Source organism: Mesorhizobium sp. B2-4-15 (genome assembly GCF_006658505.1).
Lineage (GTDB): Bacteria > Pseudomonadota > Alphaproteobacteria > Rhizobiales > Rhizobiaceae > Mesorhizobium.
The window spans coordinates 248700-265559 of record NZ_VFUZ01000005.1; the positions used below are offsets into that span (position 1 = coordinate 248700).

Consider the following 16860-nt stretch of genomic DNA (forward strand, 5'->3'; position numbering starts at 1 on the left):
AGCACCCCCTTCTGGCCTGCCGGCCATCTTCCCCGAAGGTGGAGATCGGATGTCGCCTTGGCCTCGCCTACTCGAACACGATCGCCTGCAGGGCTCCGCCGTTGCGCTTCAGCCAATCCTTGCAACGGTCAGTGTCGGGGCAAAGTTTTTCGCACAGTTTCCAGAATTTCGGGCCGTGGTTCATCTCTTTCAGATGCGCCACCTCATGCGCGACGAGGTAGTTTATGACCGGTGGCGGTGCCATCATGATACGCCAGGAGAAAGACAGATTGCCTTCCGAGGTGCAGGAACCCCAGCGGCTTGACGTATCCTTATAGCGGATCGCCTTGGCGCGCTTGCCAAGCGCCTCGGTGTGCCTGACCACCAGCTTCTCGATATCTTTCTTGGCCTCGCGCTTCAGGAAATCGGCGATGCGGCGCGGCAGGTGCACACGCTCGCCATGCACGATCAGCAGCGGGCCGCGCTCGTCGCGCGACACGGTGACGGTGCCGCGCTTTGACGGTTCATGGACGATGCGGTGTGGCACGCCCCGAACTGGGAGCTTGATGCCGGGCCGTACCTGAGGCCGCGTCGGCACCTTGGCCAGCCGCTGCTCCAGCCAGTCCTGATGGCGATCGAGGAACCGCTCCACCTCGCCACGGCGCAGGCCAGGCGGCACGGTGATGCGCAGGCCCTGGCCACCGGAATCGATGCGCAGCGTCAGACGCCGCGCCCTGGCACTCTCGACGATCTTGAGCGGCAATGTGCGGCCGGCGACGCAATATTCACGCTCGACGACGGGCGTGGGCTTAGGCTTTGTCAGATTGCGAAAGAATCCGAGGGTCATGGCGGGACGATACGCGATTCGGGAAAAACGAATAGAACAAAAAAGAAACGGCGCCGCTTGCGCGACGCCGTCATCATACCTCAGCCTGTCGCGCGGCTTCAGTCGTCGAGCAGGTTCGAGCCCCTGCCACGCTTGGCGGTCGACGTTCCGGCGCTCGGGTCGGCCTTGGTCGGAGCAGTCGACTTGTTGCGGTTCGCCATGAAGCGATCGAACTCGTCCTGATCCTTGGCACGACGCAATTCGCGGGCATAATCGTCGAACTCGGTCAGCATGTCGTCGAGTTTGCGGCGTTCCTCGGCGAGGCGCTCAAGCTCCTTTTCGCGCCAGTCGTCGAAGGCGACATTGCCGGTGCGGGCGGAGCCATTGCCCCAGCGCGCGGCCTTGTCGGAGCCGCGGCGGCAACCGGCGAAGATACCGTCGGTCGCGCGGTTGACGTCACGCTTGAAGCCTTCAAGCCGGTCGCCCCAGATGATGTAGGCGAGCATGGCTAAGCCGAGCGGCCAGAACACCATGAAGCCGATCACCATCAACGCGATGGTTGCCGGCGTCCAGGCCGGGCGGATCAATGCAGATGTGTTCATTTTCTCCCATTCCTTCGGTTGGAGACAGCCAGGACCGGCTGCGTGGAATCGAAATGGGAAGGCAAAAACGGCGATTCAAGATAATGTCCGCTAAAACCGGACAAGCTTCTGAAATGATTGTCGCTTTTTGAGAATGTCGAGGAAAAGCACGGCCAGCCCCGCGATCAGCCCCCAGAAAGCAGCACCGACGCCAAACAATGTCAGCCCGGAAGCGGTGACGGCAAAGGTGACGGTGGCGGCCATGCGCTCGCTCTCATCCTTGAGCGCGATCGCCAGCGCGTTGGCAAGCGAGGCCATCAGCGCAAGTCCCGCCACCAACACGATCAGGCTTTGCGGCAGGACGGCGAAGATCGCCACCAGCGACGCGCCGAAGATCGCGAAGATGAGATAGGCAAGCGCGTAGAACGGGCCGGTCTTCCAGCGCTCAGCGGGGTCGGGATGAACATCCGGCCCGGTGCAGATCGCCGCCGAGATCGCGGCCAGATTGCTGGTCGAACCGCCGAACGGCGCCGATAGCAGCGAAAGCAACCCGGTGACGCCGATCAGCGGTCCGGGCTCGGGATGGTAGCCGGCGGCGCGCAGCACAGCGAGACCCGACAGGTTCTGCGAGGCCATGGTGACAAGGTAGAGCGGCAGTGCCAGACCTATCATCGCCTTGACGGTGAAATCAGGCGCGATCAGCGTCAGCGTCGACAATTCGGGGGTGGGCAGGCCGCCGACACGGCCAGTGAGAAAAGCAGCGAGCCCGCCGCCGATCAGCACCGCCAATACCGATAGCGCCGGGTTGAACAGGCGGATGATAAAAAAGGCCGCGATCAACGGCAGGATCAGCCACGGATCGGCAGGAACAGTCTTGACCGCGTTGAGGGCGAAGGTGACGACGATGCCAGCCAGCATTCCGGAAGCGACCGAGGGCGGTATCCTGGAGATCAGCTGCGTCAACGGCCGGAACAGGCCGGTGGCGATCAACAGGATGCCGGTGACGATGAAGGCGGCGACGGCCTCGCCGATCGAAAAGCCGCTCGATGCCGCCATCAGCGCCAGGCCTGGCGTCGACCATGCGGTGATCACAGGCATTTTCGTGCGCCACGACAGCCACAGGCTTTCGATCGCCATGGCGAGGCAAATGGTCGTCACCCAGCTCGCCGTCTGAACCTGCGTCGCGCCGACCGCCTTGGCGGCGGCAATGACGATGGCCAGTGTGCCGCCGAAGCCGACGATTGCCGCGACGAAGGCGGAGACCGGGATGGAAAGGCGCATCGTCATTTGCCTCGTCTGGCTATGTCACCCACCGCCCGGACCAGCATGTCGAGGTCCTGCGGCCGCGACAGGCGGTGGTCGCCGTCGGGAATGAGCGACAGCGTGACATCGTCGGCCGGCAGCAGCCCGACCAGTCTCAACGCATGGCTCGACGGCACGTCGGGATCGGCAAGGCCCTGCAGGATATGGACCGGGCAATGCGTGTCGATCGGCCCGGTCATAACCCGGTTGTCGCGCCCGTCCTCGATCAGGGCCCTGGTGTAGATGTAGGCCTCCGTGGAATAGTCCGACGGCTCGGCGAAAAAACCTTTTTCGGCGAGGTCGCGTTTCTGCGCCTTGGTCAGCACCGGCTCGACCAGCTCACTGGTAAAATCCGGCGCCGGCGCCAAGAGCACCAGGCCGACGACATTTGTGTCGCCGGCCTTGCGCAGTTCCTGCACCATGCGCAGCGCGATCCAGGCGCCGATCGACGAGCCGACCAGAATCTGGTTGCCCTTGGTGAAATGCCGGAACACGGCAAGGCTTTGCGACAGCCATTTCGAAATCGTGCCGTCGACAAAGGCGCCGCCGGATTCGCCATGGCCCGAATAGTCATGGCGCAAGAACGCGCGGCCTTCCCTCGCCGTCCAGTCGGCCAGCATCTCGGCCTTCGTGCCCAGCATGTCGGACTTATAGCCGCCGAGCCAGACGATGCCCGGTGTGGCGCCGGATGTATGGCGGACCGCGATGCGCGATCCATCGACGTCCAGAAAAGTGGGGGCGGTGGCGGTCATGGGCTATCGATCGGTCCTGGTTGACTGGCCCGGTGTCTGGGCTCCGGTCTTTTGGCACAGCCAGAGGCGAGGCGGAAAGTGCTCGCGATGCTTCTTTGCTTGGTACAGGCTCTTGATCAGGTGATTTCCTGAGAACGCTGTGCTATTGACTCCGCCCGCGCGCTTCCCACATTGGCGCGTCCACATACAGTTTTGTACGAACCCTGAACGAAACGGCCAAGGAGACCACGACCATTCGCAGACCTTTCAAAGCAGCGGCGCCCACCAAGGATGGCCCGCGCTCCAACCGTGACATCCGGGTTCCCCGGGTCCAGCTTATCGACGCCGAAGGCCAGAACCGTGGCGACGTTTCCATCAACGACGCATTGCTGCTCGCCGAAGAGGCAGGGCTCGATCTCGTCGAAATATCGCCCAACGCACAGCCGCCCGTCGTAAAGATTCTCGATCTCGGCAAGTTGAAATACGCCAACCAGAAGAAGGCTGCCGAGGCCCGCAAGAATCAGAAGGTCATCGAGATCAAGGAGATCAAGATGCGCCCGAACATCGACAGCCATGATTACGAGACCAAGATGAAGGCGGTTCGCCGCTTCTTCGAGGAAGGCGACAAGGTCAAGCTGACGCTGCGCTTCCGCGGCCGCGAGATGGCGCACATGGAACTCGGCATGCAGCTTCTGAACAAGGTGCGCGAGGAAGTCGCGACCATCGCCAAGGTCGAGGCGGAACCGAAGCTCGAAGGCCGCCAGATGATGATGGTGCTGGCGCCGCGCTAAGCAGACTCCGTTCGCTTCGCCGGGCGTCGTCTGCTCAGGTTTCTTTGGTTGTCGCAGGTCCTCACCGCACCATGCAACACTTTGCGGAACCCGGCTCAGATCACGTTAAGGTTAGGCGTGGCCGTCGCGCTCCCAATTCGCCTGAATTGTGCTACAGGCGTCCCGACGATCGGCGGGACGCCTGTTTCTTGGCCACAGCCGCGATCGCCGGCTTTGTTTTTATGCCTGTCGTTCTCCCAAAACCGAGTTCATTTTTTGGGCGGCAGGCGATAGGCTCCTCGACGATCGGATACCTCCCTTGGACAATGAACCGAAATACGGGCTGGGCAACTACCAGCAGATGCGCAGGCTGGTGCTTGCCGTGCTGGTGGTGGTGCTGTTTCTGGCGCTGCTGTTTGGTCAGTCGACCTTCCCGCCCGACACGCCGGTGCATGAATCGATCGAAATGTTCGGCGTGCTCCTGATTTTCCTCGGCATCGTCGGTCGCCTCTGGGCGACGCTGTATATAGGCGGACGCAAATCTTCCGAGGTGGTCACGGGCGGGCCCTATTCGATCACCCGCAATCCGCTCTATGTGTTCTCGACCGTGGCTGCGGCCGGTGTCGGTGCGCAGATCGGCTCGTTCTCCGGCGTCATCCTGTTCGCGGTTCTGTGCGCGGGTGCCTTCCATATCGTCATCCTGCGCGAGGAGAAGTTTCTGAAGGAGGCGCTCGGCGCACCGTACCAGGCCTATCTGGAGAGGGTGCCGCGCTTCTTCCCGAAGCTTTCGCTCTACCAGGAAGGCGAAACAGGCAGCTTCAAGCCGCGTCTGCTGCTCACCACGCTGCTGGATGGGCTGGTGTTCCTGGTCGCACTGCCGGCCTTCGAACTGATCGACGGTGCCCAGCAGTCGGGCATGCTGCCGGTGTGGTTCACGCTTCCCTGATCTGTAGGGCAGTTCGGTCTCTGTCGCGGTCAGCGAGCAGAATTGTCACGACCCGGGACTACTGTCACCGATGTCGGCGCTGCCCCTCACCTGCCTGCCGGCATCCTCTCCCCCGTATAGTGACGGGGAGAGGGGGCTCTCATCGATGGTTTCGCCAATCGCCGGCGTTGTCAGGAATAGCGCCAAGGGGTGTGGCCAGCCCTTTCTCCCCGTCACTATACGGGGAGAAATGCCCGGCAGGGCAATGAGGGGCAGCGCCAACACTCGGAAGAGAAACTGAAGCGATGGCTTTGGCGAGTGAATGTGTCGGGTGTTGCGCACGGGCCTTCTTTGACGTATAGGACCGCCGTTCAAGAAAACCGCCCGGCAGGGCATGCCGTGGCGGTTTCATTTGCTTTTCGGGCTTTGGTCGGCCCGAAGCGAACAAAACAAGAGGCGTGGAGTGCCGGAGGCACGACAGGGACCTCATAGAAACGGAGTAGCAAAATGCCCAAGATGAAGACCAAGTCGGCCGCCAAGAAGCGGTTCAAGATCACAGGTACGGGTAAAGTCCTGTCGGCTGCGGCCGGCAAGCGTCACGGCATGATCAAGCGTTCCAACAAGTTCATTCGAAATGCCCGCGGCACGATGGTTCTGGCTGAACCGGATGGCAAGAAGGTCATCAAGAATTTTCTGCCGAACGGCCTCTAAGGCATTCGGTCTGGACAGCGTTTAAGGAGATCATGACATGGCACGCGTAAAGAGAGGCGTCACCTCGCACGCCAAGCACAAGAAGGTCCTGAAAGCCGCCAAGGGCTTCTACGGCCGCCGCAAGAACACCATCCGCATCGCCAAGCAGGCGGTGGAAAAGTCGCTGCAGTACGCCTACCGCGACCGCAAGAACCGCAAGCGCTCGTTCCGCGCGCTGTGGATCCAGCGCATCAACGCGGCGACGCATGAGCACGGCTTGACCTATGGCCGCTTCATCGACGGCCTCAACAAGGCCGGCATCGAGATCGATCGCAAGATCCTGTCGGACATGGCCATCCATGAACCGCAGGCGTTCGCAGCCCTGGTCGCCAAGGCCAAGGTGGCGCTCGAATATCTGAAGAACACCACGCCGAACGCTTTTGAAAGCGCTGTCGCTTAAGACCAGCGCTTCCCAAGCATTCTTAGTACTGATTTTGGGGAACCCGCGCTGGCACGGCTGGCGCGGGTTCTTTTTTGGCCCCTGATGTAACCAAAATGGCACCCGCGTAACCAAAATCGTAACGCACGCTAAGGCCTGCCACCGAATAGAAAGAATTTCGCCGTGAACGCCACCGCTGGAAATCTTGAAACCCTTGAAGCTTCCTTGATGGCCGACATCGCCTCGGCTGCCGACGAGCCGGCGATCGAGGCCGTGCGTGTCTCGGCCCTCGGCAAGAAGGGCTCGGTCTCCGAAATGCTGAAGACACTCGGCGCGATGAGCGCCGAGGAACGGCAGGTGAAGGGTCCAGCAATCAATGGCCTGAAGAACCGCATCACGGAGGCGCTGACGGCTCGCAAGGCCGAACTCAGGGATGTAACGATCGCCGCCCGCCTCGCCGCCGAAAAGGTCGACGTGACGCTGCCGGTGCGGCAGTCGCCGGCCGAGCGCGGCCGCATCCATCCGATCAGCCAGGTGATCGACGAGATCGCGGCGATCTTCGGCGATCTCGGCTTCGCCATCGCCGAAGGTCCCGATATCGAGACCGACTACTACAATTTCACCGCGCTGAATTTCCCCGAAGGCCATCCGGCGCGCGAGATGCACGACACCTTCTTCTTCCAGCCGGACGAGAAGGGCGAGCGCAAGCTTTTGCGCACGCACACCTCACCCGTGCAGATCCGCACCATGGAGCGGCAGAAGCCACCGATCCGCATCGTCATTCCGGGCAAGACCTATCGCCAGGATTCCGACGCCACCCACTCGCCGATGTTCCACCAGGTCGAGGGCCTGGTGATCGACAAGTCGGCCAACGTCGCCAACATGAAGTGGGTGCTGGAAGAGTTCTGCAAGGCCTTCTTCGAGGTGCCGAGCGTGAAGATGCGCTTCCGGCCGTCCTTCTTCCCGTTCACCGAACCGAGCCTCGAGGTCGACATCCAGTGCGACCGCTCGCGGCCCGGCGAAGTGCGCTTCGGCGAAGGCTCCGACTGGATGGAGATCCTCGGCTGCGGCATGGTGCACCCCAACGTGCTCAAGGCCGGCGGGCTCGATCCGGACGAATACCAGGGCTTTGCCTGGGGCATGGGCATCGACCGCATCGCCATGCTGAAATACGGCATGCCGGACCTGCGCGCCTTCTTCGACGCCGACGTGCGCTGGCTGTCGCATTACGGCTTCCGTCCGCTCGACATGCCGACGCTGTTCGGGGGCCTGAGCCCGTGACGAGCCAAGAAATCCCTGCTGCCAAAGCTTACGGAACAGTACAATGAAATTCACTCTCTCCTGGCTCAAGGATCACCTCGAGACCGACGCCTCGCTCAACGAGATCGTCGAGCGGCTGACGTCGATCGGCCTCGAAGTCGAGCATGTCGACGACAAGTCCAGCCTGAAGCCGTTCGTCATCGCCAAGGTGCTGACGGCGGTGCAGCATCCCGACGCCGACCGGCTGCGGGTGCTGACCGTCGATACGGGGGATGGCAAGGCCCCTGTGCAAGTGGTCTGTGGCGCACCCAACGCGAGGGCGGGCCTGATCGGCGCCTTTGCCGCGCCCGGCACCTATGTGCCCGGCATCGACGTGACGCTGACCGTCGGCAAGATCAGGGGCGTCGAAAGCCACGGCATGATGTGTTCCGAGCGCGAACTGGAACTGTCCGACGAGCACAACGGCATCATCGACCTCCCCGGGGATGCGCCGGTCGGCACCAGCTTCGCCGCCTATGCGCATCTCGACGATCCGGTCATCGAGATCAATCTGACGCCGAACCGGCCGGACGCCACCAGCGTCTACGGCATCGCGCGCGATCTCGCCGCGAGCGGGCTCGGACGGCTCGTGGGTGGCGCGATCATGCCACATGTCGGCGAGGGCCTGTGCCCGGTGAAGGTGACGATCGAGGCGCCGGAACTCTGCCCCGGCTTCGCGCTGACGATGGTAAGGGGCGTCAAGAACGGCCCGTCGCCGAAATGGCTGCAGCAGCGCCTGATCGCCATTGGCCTCAGGCCCATCAGCGCGCTGGTCGATATCACCAACTATGTCACTTTCGACCGCGGCCGGCCGCTGCATGTGTTCGACGCGGCGAAGGTTGCTGGAAATCTCGTTGTGCGCCGGGCGAAGGACGGCGAAAAGCTGCTGGCGCTAGACGGCCGCGAATACACGCTCACGCCGGAGATGTGCGTGATCGCTGACGACAATGGCGTCGAATCGATCGCCGGCATCATGGGCGGCGAGCATTCCGGCTGCGACGAGAACACCACCGACGTGCTGGTCGAGTCCGCGCTCTGGGACCCGATCGCCACCGCCCGCACCGGCCGCACGCTCGGCATCATCTCAGACGCCCGCTACCGCTTCGAGCGCGGCGTCGATCCCGAATTCATGGTGCCCGGCATCGAGCTCGCGACCAGACTGGTGCTCGATTTCTGCGGCGGCACGCCTACCGAAATGGAAGTGGCCGGCTATGCCGGGCGCAAGCCGAAGATCGTGTCGTTCCCGCTGTCGGAAGTGAAGCGGCTGACGGGCATCGAGGTGCCGAAGGCGGAAAGCCTCGACATCCTGACCCGCCTTGGTTTCCAGCCGCAGGGCTCGGGCGACGTCGTCAAGGTCAAAGTGCCGTCCTGGCGGCCGGATGTCGACGGCAAGGCCGACCTTGTCGAGGAAGTGATGCGCATCCACGGCGTCGACAACATCGCGCCGCAGCCGCTCGGCGCGCATGACGCGGTCAACGCAAAGATCCTGACCACACTGCAGATCCGCACCCGCACGGCCAAGCGGGCGCTTGCCGTGCGCGGCATGATGGAAGCCGTCACCTGGTCGTTCATTCCGGCCAAGCATGCCGAGCTGTTCGGTGGCGGCCAGGCGGCGCTGAAGCTCGCGAATCCGATCGCCGCCGATATGTCGGACATGCGGCCATCGCTGCTGCCGGGGCTGATCACGGCCGCGCAGCGCAATGCCGACAGGGGCATCGGCGACGTGGCGTTGTTCGAAGTGTCGGGCACCTATGAGGGCGACGGCGCCGACCAGCAGCGGCGCGTGGCCGCCGGCGTGCGGCGCGGCACCGCCAAGCTCGACGGCTCGGGCCGCAACTGGGCCGGCAATTCCGGCCCGGTCGGCGTGTTCGACGCCAAGGCCGATGCGATCGCGGCATTGGAGGCCTGCGGCGCGCCGGTCGAGCGGCTGCAGATCGAGCCCGGCGGTCCGGCCTGGTATCATCCTGGCCGTTCCGGCACGATCAAGCTCGGCCCGAAGACCGTACTCGGCACATTCGGCGAGTTCCATCCCAAGACAATGGAAGGGCTCGATGTCTCCGGGCCGCTCTGCGGCTTCGAAGTGTTCGTCGACGCCGTGCCCGAGCCGAAGGCCAAGCCGACGAAAACCAAGCCGAAGCTCGAGCTTTCCGCCTTCCAAACGGTGAAGCGCGACTTCGCCTTCGTCGTCGACAGAGGAGTCGAGGCCGGCACGCTGGTGCGCGCGGCCCTTGCCGCCGACAAGAAGCTGATCACGGCCGTTTCGGTTTTCGATATCTTCGAGGGCGCGTCGCTCGGCGAGGGCAAGAAGTCGATCGCCATCGAAGTGTCGATCCAGCCGGTCGAAAAGACGCTGACCGACGAGGATTTCGAGGCCTTGGCCAAGCGTATCGTCGAGAATGTCGGCAAGCAGACGGGCGGCGTGCTGCGAGGCTGAGCTATATTCACGTGACCCCACTCGAAATATTTTTTGTTCAGGAGTTTTGCCGTTCCGCGCGCATTTCTCCTGACTTGGTGAGCGTGTTGAAAGTTAAGGAGCGCAGCCGCAATCCTGTGGGATTCATGACCACGATCATTCCTTCGTCGGTTGCCGAGGAATTGCGTTTTGATGGTCGAGTGTTCAGTTCAGCCAGAGTAGCGCATGTCGGACCCGACCGACTTCCTTGCGGCATGGTTCTGTTCTTCGATGAGGTTACAGGAATGCTCGATGCGATCGAAGGCTTCGCTTATGGCGAAGAGTGGCCTTCGGTCGAAGAACCTATCTTCTGGTCAGAGCCCAACGAACAAATGAGTTGACGGGTTGCAGTTGCACGTCGAATCGCCCTCCAAAGAGCGATGGACCATCTCCGCTATTCCGGGCTCTCGTTCGAGAAACAACGCGCGGCTTTTTTCGCCATCGTAGCGGCTGATCCGCTGCTGGCCGAAACGCTGGAGCGGGTGCGCACGCTTGCGCTGCCGGACTGGCTGGTGGTTTCAGGGGCGCTCTACAACAGCGTCTGGAACCATCTGACCGGCATGCCGTCCGGCTACGGCATCAGGGATGTCGACCTGTTCTATTTCGAGGACAGCGACCTATCCTACGGGGCCGAGGACGCGGTCATTCGCCGGGCAGCCAAGCATTTCGAAGGGCTGGCGCTGCCGGTGGAGGTGCGCAATCAGGCGCGGGTGCATCTGTGGTATCCACAAAAATTCGGACGGCCTTGCCCGCGCTACCTGAGCTCCAGTGAATCGGTCAGTTATTTCGCCTCAAAGACGCATGCAGTGGGCGTGCGCTTTGACGCCGATGGGCAGCTCGATCTTGTGGCGCCATTCGGTCTCGACGACATCTTCTCGTTCCGCATCACACCGAACAAGGTGATGGACAACCAGCGAACGCATGAGGCTAAGGGCAAACGGGCGCGGGAGATGTGGCCGGAGATTGAGGTGGTGCCGTGGTGACCACCCTCCCCCTTGTGGGGAGAGTGAAGGGCGTGCTGGAAGAAACGCACCCTGCTATTCGTTCCTGTCCCATGCAGTTTTCAATCACCAACAGCGCGACCCGGTATGGCTGGGCCATGATCATCCTCCACTGGCTGATCGGGATCATGTTTATCGGCCAGTTCGTGCTCGGCTTCATGATGGTGAGGATCCAGAGCCAGCGAACGGCCTTCGAACTCATCCAGTTGCACAAATCCCTGGGCTTCCTGCTGCTGGGCCTCGTCATCCTGCGTATCGGCTGGCGGCTCGGCAATGCGGCACCGCACTTGCCGCCTTCGGTCGGCGCCCTGGAGCGGCGCACGGCGCCGCTCGCGCATCTGGCGCTCTATGCCTTCCAGACCGCTTTGCCCCTGTCAGGCTGGGCGCTGGTTTCGGTCTCGACGCTGGAAATCCCGACCATGCCGTTCAACCTGTTCGTGATGCCCGACCTGCCTTTGGCGGAGTCCGACGCCGCGGAGAGCTTCTGGGCGGCAACGCACTGGTATCTCGCCTATGCCGGCATCGCGCTGGTGGCGCTGCATGCCGCCGCCGCCCTGCGCCACCACTTCCTGCTGCGCGACAGCGTGCTCGCTCGCATGATCACACCTTCGTCAGGCAGGGAATAGTGCGGGCGGTTCGCGCGTTTGTGGGGGTGAGGACGCGAAACGCGTTACCTCCAGGAAAGGAACAATCCCATGCATGCGCGCATCCTTGGATTCGCGGCTTTTGCCGCATGCCTAGCCGTGCCCGCCACTGCCGCGGTGGCGCTGAGCGACGCTGCGGGCAGCTACACGATCAGTCCGGCACGCTCCAGCATCCGCTTCACCATAGGCAAGGCCGGTGGCGGCGGCTTCGATGGCGCCTTCGCCCGCTTCAAAGGCACGATCCGCATCGACAATGGTGACGTCGGGCGCTCGAAGGTCGACCTCACCATCTATCCGGAAAGCGTCGGCACCGGCCAGGGCCGCATCGATGCCTTCCTGCGCTCCGACGCGGTGTTCGATGCGGCCAACAGCCCGGAGATCCAGTTCCACTCGACCAGCGTTATCCGCACCGGCGACACATCAGCCCTTGTCACCGGCAGGCTGACGGCGCGCGGCAAGACGTTTCCGGAAAAGTTCACCGCCGAACTCGATGGGTTGAAGGCCGGCACGATAAAATTCCATGTCACCGGCAAGGTGCTGAGGTCGCGCTATGGCATGGATGTCGGCACGCCGCTCTACTCCAACGTCGTGGATTTCAACATGACGCTGACGGGCAAGAGGGGCTAGTTCTAAGCCGCGCCTGCTCGGGTTCGTCATCCTAGGGCGAAGCAAGGAGCGAAGCGACGCGGCGCAGACCCCAGGATCCATTCCGTGACGCTAAGGCCTTGCAACGGTTACGGAATTCTGCACCGTCGCACTTTACGTCATAGGTCACGGAATGGATCCCCGGTCAAGCTCGAGGATGACGAAGGCGCTTTGTGACCCGCGTCTGCGATTGGCTTTTCTCCGGAATTGGGGCACACCTCCATCGATGTAACCGACATGGAGAAGCGCGATGTTCCGATGGGGTGTGTTGTCGACGGCCAAGATCGGCCGCGAGCAGTTGTTGCCGGCAATCGTCGAGGCGGAGAATGGCGTGCTGTCGGCGATTGCCAGTCGCGACCTGTCGAAGGCAAAGGCATTGGGCGAGCGTTTCGGCGCGCGGCATGCGTTTGGCTCTTACGAGGAACTGCTCGCCTCCAATGAGGTCGACGGCGTCTACATCCCGCTGCCGACATCGCAGCATGTCGAATGGACGGCCAAGGCCATCGAAGCCGGCAAGCATGTGCTGGTCGAAAAGCCGCTGGCACTCGACGCCAAGGACATCCTGCCGCTGATCAAACTGCGCGACCAGAAGAAGGTGCTGGTCTGCGAGGCCTTCATGGTCATCTATCATCCGCAATGGATCAAGGTGCGCGATCTCATCGCCGGCGGTGCCATCGGCCGGCTGCGCCACGTTCAGGGCGCGTTTTCCTATTACAATATCGACCCCAACAACATGCGCAACCAGCTCGACCTCGGCGGCGGCGCGCTGCCCGATATCGGCGTCTATCCGACCGTATCGACGCGCTTTTCGACCGGCAAGGAGCCGCTGCGCGTGCAGGCGACGATCGAGCGCGACAAGAAATTCGGCACCGACATCTATTCCTCGATCCGCGCCGATTTCGGTGACTTCGAGCTGTCCTTCTACCTGTCGACGCAGATGGCGGCACGCCAGGTGATGGTGTTTCACGGCGAAAAGGGTTTCATCGAGGTGTTCTCGCCCTTCAATGCCGGCCTCTACGACCATCACCGCGTCGAGCTGCACAACCAGAACCACACCGAGGCACAGGTGTTCCGCTTCCCCGGCACGCAGCAGTACAGGCTGGAGGTCGAGACCTTCGCGCGCGCAGCACTTGGCGGCGAGGAACGCGTCTTCACGCTGGAAGAATCCGTGCTCAACCAGAAAGTCATCGACGCCATCTTCCGCGCCGGCGGCAAGGACGGCTGGGAGGCCGTCTGACTCTTTGTTTGACGCAATTCCGGACGGAAAACCGCTTACACTTTTCCTGGAATTGCGTTAGCCGGCTAGTTCCGGGAGGGAAAATGGCTGACGACGCGGACGTGATCATTGTCGGCGCCGGCCTTGCCGGGCTGGTTGCCGCCGCCGAGCTTGCCGAGGCCGGCAAGAAAGTCATCATCGTCGACCAGGAGCCGGAGCAGTCGCTTGGCGGCCAGGCATTCTGGTCTTTCGGCGGGCTTTTCCTGGTCGATTCACCCGAACAGCGGCGCATGCGCATCCGTGATTCCTTTGACCTGGCGCTCGAGGACTGGATGGGCACCGCCGCTTTCGACCGGCCTGAAGATTTCTGGCCGCGCAAATGGGCGGAGGCCTATGTCGACTTCGCCGCCGGCGAAAAGCGCTCCTGGCTGATTGAGCGCGGCCTGAAGTTTTTTCCCGTGGTTGGCTGGGCTGAGCGCGGCGGCGGCAACGCCATCGGCCACGGCAATTCGGTGCCGCGCTTTCACATCACCTGGGGCACCGGCCCCGGCGTGCTCGAACCCTTCGTGCAGCGCGTGGGCGAGGCGCAGAAAAGCGGGCTGGTCAGCTTCAAGTTCCGTCACCGGGTCAACGAACTGACACGCACGGGTGCTGCCGTCACCGGTGTGCGCGGCGACATCCTCGATCCGAGCAGTGTCGAGCGCGGTCACAAGAGTTCGCGCGACATATCAGGCGATTTCGAGCTTCACGCGCAAGCGGTCATCGTCGCTTCGGGCGGCATCGGTGGCAACCATCAGCTGGTGCGGGAAAACTGGCCCAAGCGCCTCGGCATGGCGCCGAAGCGCATGATCACCGGCGTGCCAGACCATGTCGATGGCCGCATGCTGGCGATCACGGAACAGGCCGGCGGCTCGATCATCAACCGCGACCGCATGTGGCACTATGTCGAAGGTATAAAAAACTGGGCGCCGATCTGGACCGATCATGCGATCCGCATCCTGCCCGGCCCGTCCTCGCTCTGGCTTGATGCGCGCGGCAAGCGCCTGCCCGTGCCGCTCTATCCCGGCTTCGACACGCTGGGCACGCTCAGCCATATCATGGGCACCGGCTTCGACTACTCCTGGTTCATCCTGACCAGGAAGATCATCCAGAAGGAATTCGCGCTGTCGGGTTCCGAACAGAACCCGGACCTGACCGGAAAAAGTTGGCGTCAGGTGCTTGGCCGCGCCACATCGGGCATTCCCGGTCCGGTGAAAGCCTTCATGGAGAAGGGCGAGGATTTCATCGTCGAGGCCGAATTGCCCAAGCTGGTGGCGCGCATGAATGCGCTTACCGGCGGCGAGCCGCTGCTGGACGTTGCGCAAGTCGAGCGCGAGATCCGCGCCCGCGACCGTCAGCTCGACAACCCGTTCTCCAAGGACATGCAGGTCACCGCGCTGCGGGGCGCACGCGCCTATCTCGGCGACCGGCTGATCCGCACCGCCAAGCCGCACAAGATGCTCGACCCCGCGAATGGCCCGTTGATCGCGGTGCGTCTCAATATCCTGACCCGCAAGACGCTGGGCGGCCTGCAGACCGATCTCGACAGCCGGGTGCTTGGCGCCGACGCCCAGCCAGTTGCGGGACTTTATGCCGTGGGCGAGGCCGCCGGCTTCGGCGGCGGCGGCATGCATGGCTATGCGGCGCTCGAAGGCACGTTCCTCGGCGGCTGCATCTTTTCCGGCCGCAGCGCCGGCCGGGCGGCGGGGCGTTCGGTGGCGTAGGCCGGGCCAGTGCAGCCTGGCGCATATGCCCTGCCGGCACTCGATCAGGGATTCCGGCGCGGTCGGCGCGGCTCGATACAATCGGATGACGGCGCCGTCGCCGGGCCGCCACGGCAATCCGGCTCGCCGGGCTGGATGTCAGGCCGCGGCGCACAATCGATTGCCGGCCCGCCGACGCAATCGGGCCGATCCGGACGATCCGGCCTGTCGGGCCGATCCGGTCTGTCCGGACGCTCGGGCCTGTTTGGCCAGTCTGGCCTGTCGGGTCGGTCCGGGCGATCGGGCCTGTCGGGGCGCCATGGTCTATACGGTCTCCAAGGCCTGTCGGGTCTGTGGTCGCGATCGCGCCAATGGTGGTCGCGCCAGGGGCGGTCGCGATAATCGTCCGTGGCGACACATGCGCTGAGCGTCGCGGCGCAAAGAAGGAGCGCCAAGGCGCTTCCGAACCTGGTCATGATAGCTGCTGTTTCCTTGCCGTTGGCCACCCATGGGGGTGGATCTGCCCGTCCGGCATTGCGCCTGCATTACGTGGCGTGCGAATGGGTCGCGAAATTTGCCGGACAATGCCGCGGCTGAAGAAAATCGCTTACCAGGGCCAGGCGCCCCTCCCAAGCGCAGCTGCCGCGTCGACAATGCGCGTGAAGCTGGCGCGGGCGCGCCCCACCGTGTGCCGGGCCCTGAGATAGCCGTGCACCAGACCCTTTTCCTCGATCCAGACGGCCCGTCCGCCCGCCGCGACGACCCGGTCGCGATAGGCCTCGCCGTCCGACGAGAGCGGATCGCACTCGGCGGTAATCAGCACTGACGGCGGCAGGTTGGCGAAATCGGCGTCGGCGAGCGGCGATAGCGTTATGTCGCCGGTCTGGTCCGCGCCGCCGGTACGGATATGCTTGTAAAATTCGAGATCGCGCATGGTCAGCATCGGCGCCTCGGCGTGCGTGACATAGGAACCGTTCGAGCGGTCGCCGCCGAGCCCGGGATAGATCAGTACCTGGCCGATCGGCCTTTTCGCGTGGCCGCGCGTGGCATGGCTGACCGCGGCGCAGAGATTGCCGCCGGCGCTGTCGCCGCAAAGCAGGATAGGGCTGTCGTAGGTGGCGGCAGCCCATTCGAAGGCACTCATGGCGTCGTCGAAGGCAGCCGGATGCAGGTGCTCCGGCGCCAGCCGGTAATCGACGGAGACAACCTCGTAGCCGGTGCGGGCGCAAAGCTCGGCGCAGACATCGTCATGGCTGTCCAGGCCGCCGAGGATGAAGCCGCCGCCATGGATGTAGAGCACCGTCGCTGCCTTGTCAGGCACTCCATTGCGATAGATACGGATCGGGATCTTGTGCTCGGGCGTCGCAATGGCCGATGTTTCGGCCGTGACGCCCTCTGGATAGCCGGCAAAGAATTCCCGGCACATGCGATCATAGATCTCGCGCTGCTGCGCGATCGTGTAGTCGATCGTATCGGGCGGATAGTAGGAATTGGTCCGCTCGATGAAGGCCCAGGTCTCGGCGTCGATGAGGGCTTTGTAATCGGTCATGGGGCGGATTGCCAAAGCTGAGCCCAGGCACCCCCCTCTGTCCTGCCGGACATCTCCCCCGCAAGGGGG

Annotated in this window: 17 protein-coding genes; 12 read left to right on the plus strand and 5 right to left on the minus strand. The window is 63.3% G+C overall.

Annotation, left to right across the window (positions count from 1 at the left end; all coding sequences use genetic code 11):
* Window positions 1-67 precede the first annotated feature (67 nt).
* The 4 genes from FJ930_RS08940 to FJ930_RS08955 form a co-directional block, all read right to left on the minus strand.
* On the minus strand, window positions 68-826 hold the full coding sequence (locus FJ930_RS08940; protein ID WP_141836882.1) for a M48 family metallopeptidase: 759 nt from the start codon (window positions 824-826) through the stop codon (window positions 68-70).
* A 98-nt stretch (window positions 827-924) separates the two neighbouring features.
* On the minus strand, window positions 925-1407 hold the full coding sequence (locus tag FJ930_RS08945; protein ID WP_141836884.1) for a DUF2852 domain-containing protein: 483 nt from the start codon (window positions 1405-1407) through the stop codon (window positions 925-927).
* Between the two features lie 90 nt (window positions 1408-1497).
* On the minus strand, window positions 1498-2667 hold the full coding sequence (locus FJ930_RS08950; protein WP_141836924.1) for a benzoate/H(+) symporter BenE family transporter: 1170 nt from the start codon (window positions 2665-2667) through the stop codon (window positions 1498-1500).
* A 2-nt stretch (window positions 2668-2669) separates the two neighbouring features.
* The gene (locus tag FJ930_RS08955) at window positions 2670-3440 is read right to left on the minus strand and encodes an alpha/beta hydrolase (RefSeq protein WP_141836886.1); all 771 of its coding nucleotides are present in this window, start codon (window positions 3438-3440) and stop codon (window positions 2670-2672) included.
* Between the two features lie 233 nt (window positions 3441-3673).
* Between FJ930_RS08955 and infC the strand changes: the two genes are divergently transcribed.
* From infC to FJ930_RS09020, 12 genes are all read left to right on the plus strand, one after another.
* Window positions 3674-4210 (plus strand): translation initiation factor IF-3, encoded by a 537-nt coding sequence (gene infC / locus FJ930_RS08960; RefSeq protein WP_140491142.1) that lies wholly within the window; start codon window positions 3674-3676, stop codon window positions 4208-4210.
* Between the two features lie 298 nt (window positions 4211-4508).
* The gene (locus FJ930_RS08965; protein WP_141836888.1) at window positions 4509-5135 is read left to right on the plus strand and encodes an isoprenylcysteine carboxylmethyltransferase family protein; all 627 of its coding nucleotides are present in this window, start codon (window positions 4509-4511) and stop codon (window positions 5133-5135) included.
* A gap of 486 nt (window positions 5136-5621) precedes the next feature.
* The gene (rpmI, locus tag FJ930_RS08975) at window positions 5622-5825 is read left to right on the plus strand and encodes a 50S ribosomal protein L35 (protein WP_006201248.1); all 204 of its coding nucleotides are present in this window, start codon (window positions 5622-5624) and stop codon (window positions 5823-5825) included.
* A gap of 37 nt (window positions 5826-5862) precedes the next feature.
* Entirely contained in the window at window positions 5863-6264 is a 402-nt protein-coding gene (rplT, locus tag FJ930_RS08980; protein ID WP_006201247.1) for a 50S ribosomal protein L20, read from the plus strand.
* Between the two features lie 207 nt (window positions 6265-6471).
* Window positions 6472-7524: a phenylalanine--tRNA ligase subunit alpha gene (gene pheS, locus FJ930_RS08985; RefSeq protein WP_246676843.1), complete on the plus strand. Its 1053-nt coding sequence runs from the start codon at window positions 6472-6474 to the stop codon at window positions 7522-7524.
* A gap of 43 nt (window positions 7525-7567) precedes the next feature.
* On the plus strand, window positions 7568-9976 hold the full coding sequence (pheT, locus tag FJ930_RS08990; RefSeq protein ID WP_141836892.1) for a phenylalanine--tRNA ligase subunit beta: 2409 nt from the start codon (window positions 7568-7570) through the stop codon (window positions 9974-9976).
* Window positions 9977-9987: 11 nt separating this feature from the next.
* Window positions 9988-10335: a hypothetical protein gene (locus tag FJ930_RS08995; RefSeq protein WP_141836894.1), complete on the plus strand. Its 348-nt coding sequence runs from the start codon at window positions 9988-9990 to the stop codon at window positions 10333-10335.
* Between the two features lie 39 nt (window positions 10336-10374).
* A complete protein-coding gene (locus tag FJ930_RS09000; protein WP_141836896.1) occupies window positions 10375-10977 on the plus strand; it encodes a nucleotidyltransferase family protein in 603 nt (200 codons plus the stop codon).
* A gap of 71 nt (window positions 10978-11048) precedes the next feature.
* Window positions 11049-11621 carry a cytochrome b gene (locus FJ930_RS09005; RefSeq protein ID WP_141836898.1) on the plus strand — a complete coding sequence of 191 codons (573 nt, stop codon included), beginning with the start codon at window positions 11049-11051 and terminating at the stop codon, window positions 11619-11621.
* A gap of 69 nt (window positions 11622-11690) precedes the next feature.
* Window positions 11691-12266: a YceI family protein gene (locus tag FJ930_RS09010; RefSeq protein ID WP_141836900.1), complete on the plus strand. Its 576-nt coding sequence runs from the start codon at window positions 11691-11693 to the stop codon at window positions 12264-12266.
* Window positions 12267-12534: 268 nt separating this feature from the next.
* Entirely contained in the window at window positions 12535-13521 is a 987-nt protein-coding gene (locus FJ930_RS09015; protein ID WP_140744292.1) for a Gfo/Idh/MocA family oxidoreductase, read from the plus strand.
* 83 nt (window positions 13522-13604) lie between these two features.
* On the plus strand, window positions 13605-15263 hold the full coding sequence (locus FJ930_RS09020; RefSeq protein WP_141836902.1) for an FAD-binding dehydrogenase: 1659 nt from the start codon (window positions 13605-13607) through the stop codon (window positions 15261-15263).
* Between the two features lie 586 nt (window positions 15264-15849).
* Here FJ930_RS09020 and FJ930_RS09030 read toward each other — a convergent pair.
* On the minus strand, window positions 15850-16791 hold the full coding sequence (locus tag FJ930_RS09030) for an alpha/beta hydrolase (RefSeq protein WP_141836904.1): 942 nt from the start codon (window positions 16789-16791) through the stop codon (window positions 15850-15852).
* Window positions 16792-16860 lie beyond the last annotated feature (69 nt).

Excerpts from the sequence above, each read along its gene's own strand:
- FJ930_RS08940 (WP_141836882.1), bottom strand. The coding sequence starts at position 826 with ATGACCCTCGGATTCTTTCGCAATCTGACAAAGCCTAAGCCCACGCCC.
- FJ930_RS08945 (WP_141836884.1), bottom strand. The coding sequence starts at position 1,407 with ATGAACACATCTGCATTGATCCGCCCGGCCTGGACGCCGGCAACCATC.
- FJ930_RS08950 (WP_141836924.1), bottom strand. The coding sequence starts at position 2,667 with ATGCGCCTTTCCATCCCGGTCTCCGCCTTCGTCGCGGCAATCGTCGGC.
- FJ930_RS08955 (WP_141836886.1), bottom strand. The coding sequence starts at position 3,440 with ATGACCGCCACCGCCCCCACTTTTCTGGACGTCGATGGATCGCGCATC.
- rpmI (WP_006201248.1), top strand. The coding sequence starts at position 5,622 with ATGCCCAAGATGAAGACCAAGTCGGCCGCCAAGAAGCGGTTCAAGATC.
- rplT (WP_006201247.1), top strand. The coding sequence starts at position 5,863 with ATGGCACGCGTAAAGAGAGGCGTCACCTCGCACGCCAAGCACAAGAAG.
- pheS (WP_246676843.1), top strand. The coding sequence starts at position 6,472 with ATGGCCGACATCGCCTCGGCTGCCGACGAGCCGGCGATCGAGGCCGTG.
- pheT (WP_141836892.1), top strand. The coding sequence starts at position 7,568 with ATGAAATTCACTCTCTCCTGGCTCAAGGATCACCTCGAGACCGACGCC.
- FJ930_RS09000 (WP_141836896.1), top strand. The coding sequence starts at position 10,375 with ATGGACCATCTCCGCTATTCCGGGCTCTCGTTCGAGAAACAACGCGCG.
- FJ930_RS09005 (WP_141836898.1), top strand. The coding sequence starts at position 11,049 with ATGCAGTTTTCAATCACCAACAGCGCGACCCGGTATGGCTGGGCCATG.
- FJ930_RS09010 (WP_141836900.1), top strand. The coding sequence starts at position 11,691 with ATGCATGCGCGCATCCTTGGATTCGCGGCTTTTGCCGCATGCCTAGCC.
- FJ930_RS09015 (WP_140744292.1), top strand. The coding sequence starts at position 12,535 with ATGTTCCGATGGGGTGTGTTGTCGACGGCCAAGATCGGCCGCGAGCAG.
- FJ930_RS09020 (WP_141836902.1), top strand. The coding sequence starts at position 13,605 with ATGGCTGACGACGCGGACGTGATCATTGTCGGCGCCGGCCTTGCCGGG.
- FJ930_RS09030 (WP_141836904.1), bottom strand. The coding sequence starts at position 16,791 with ATGACCGATTACAAAGCCCTCATCGACGCCGAGACCTGGGCCTTCATC.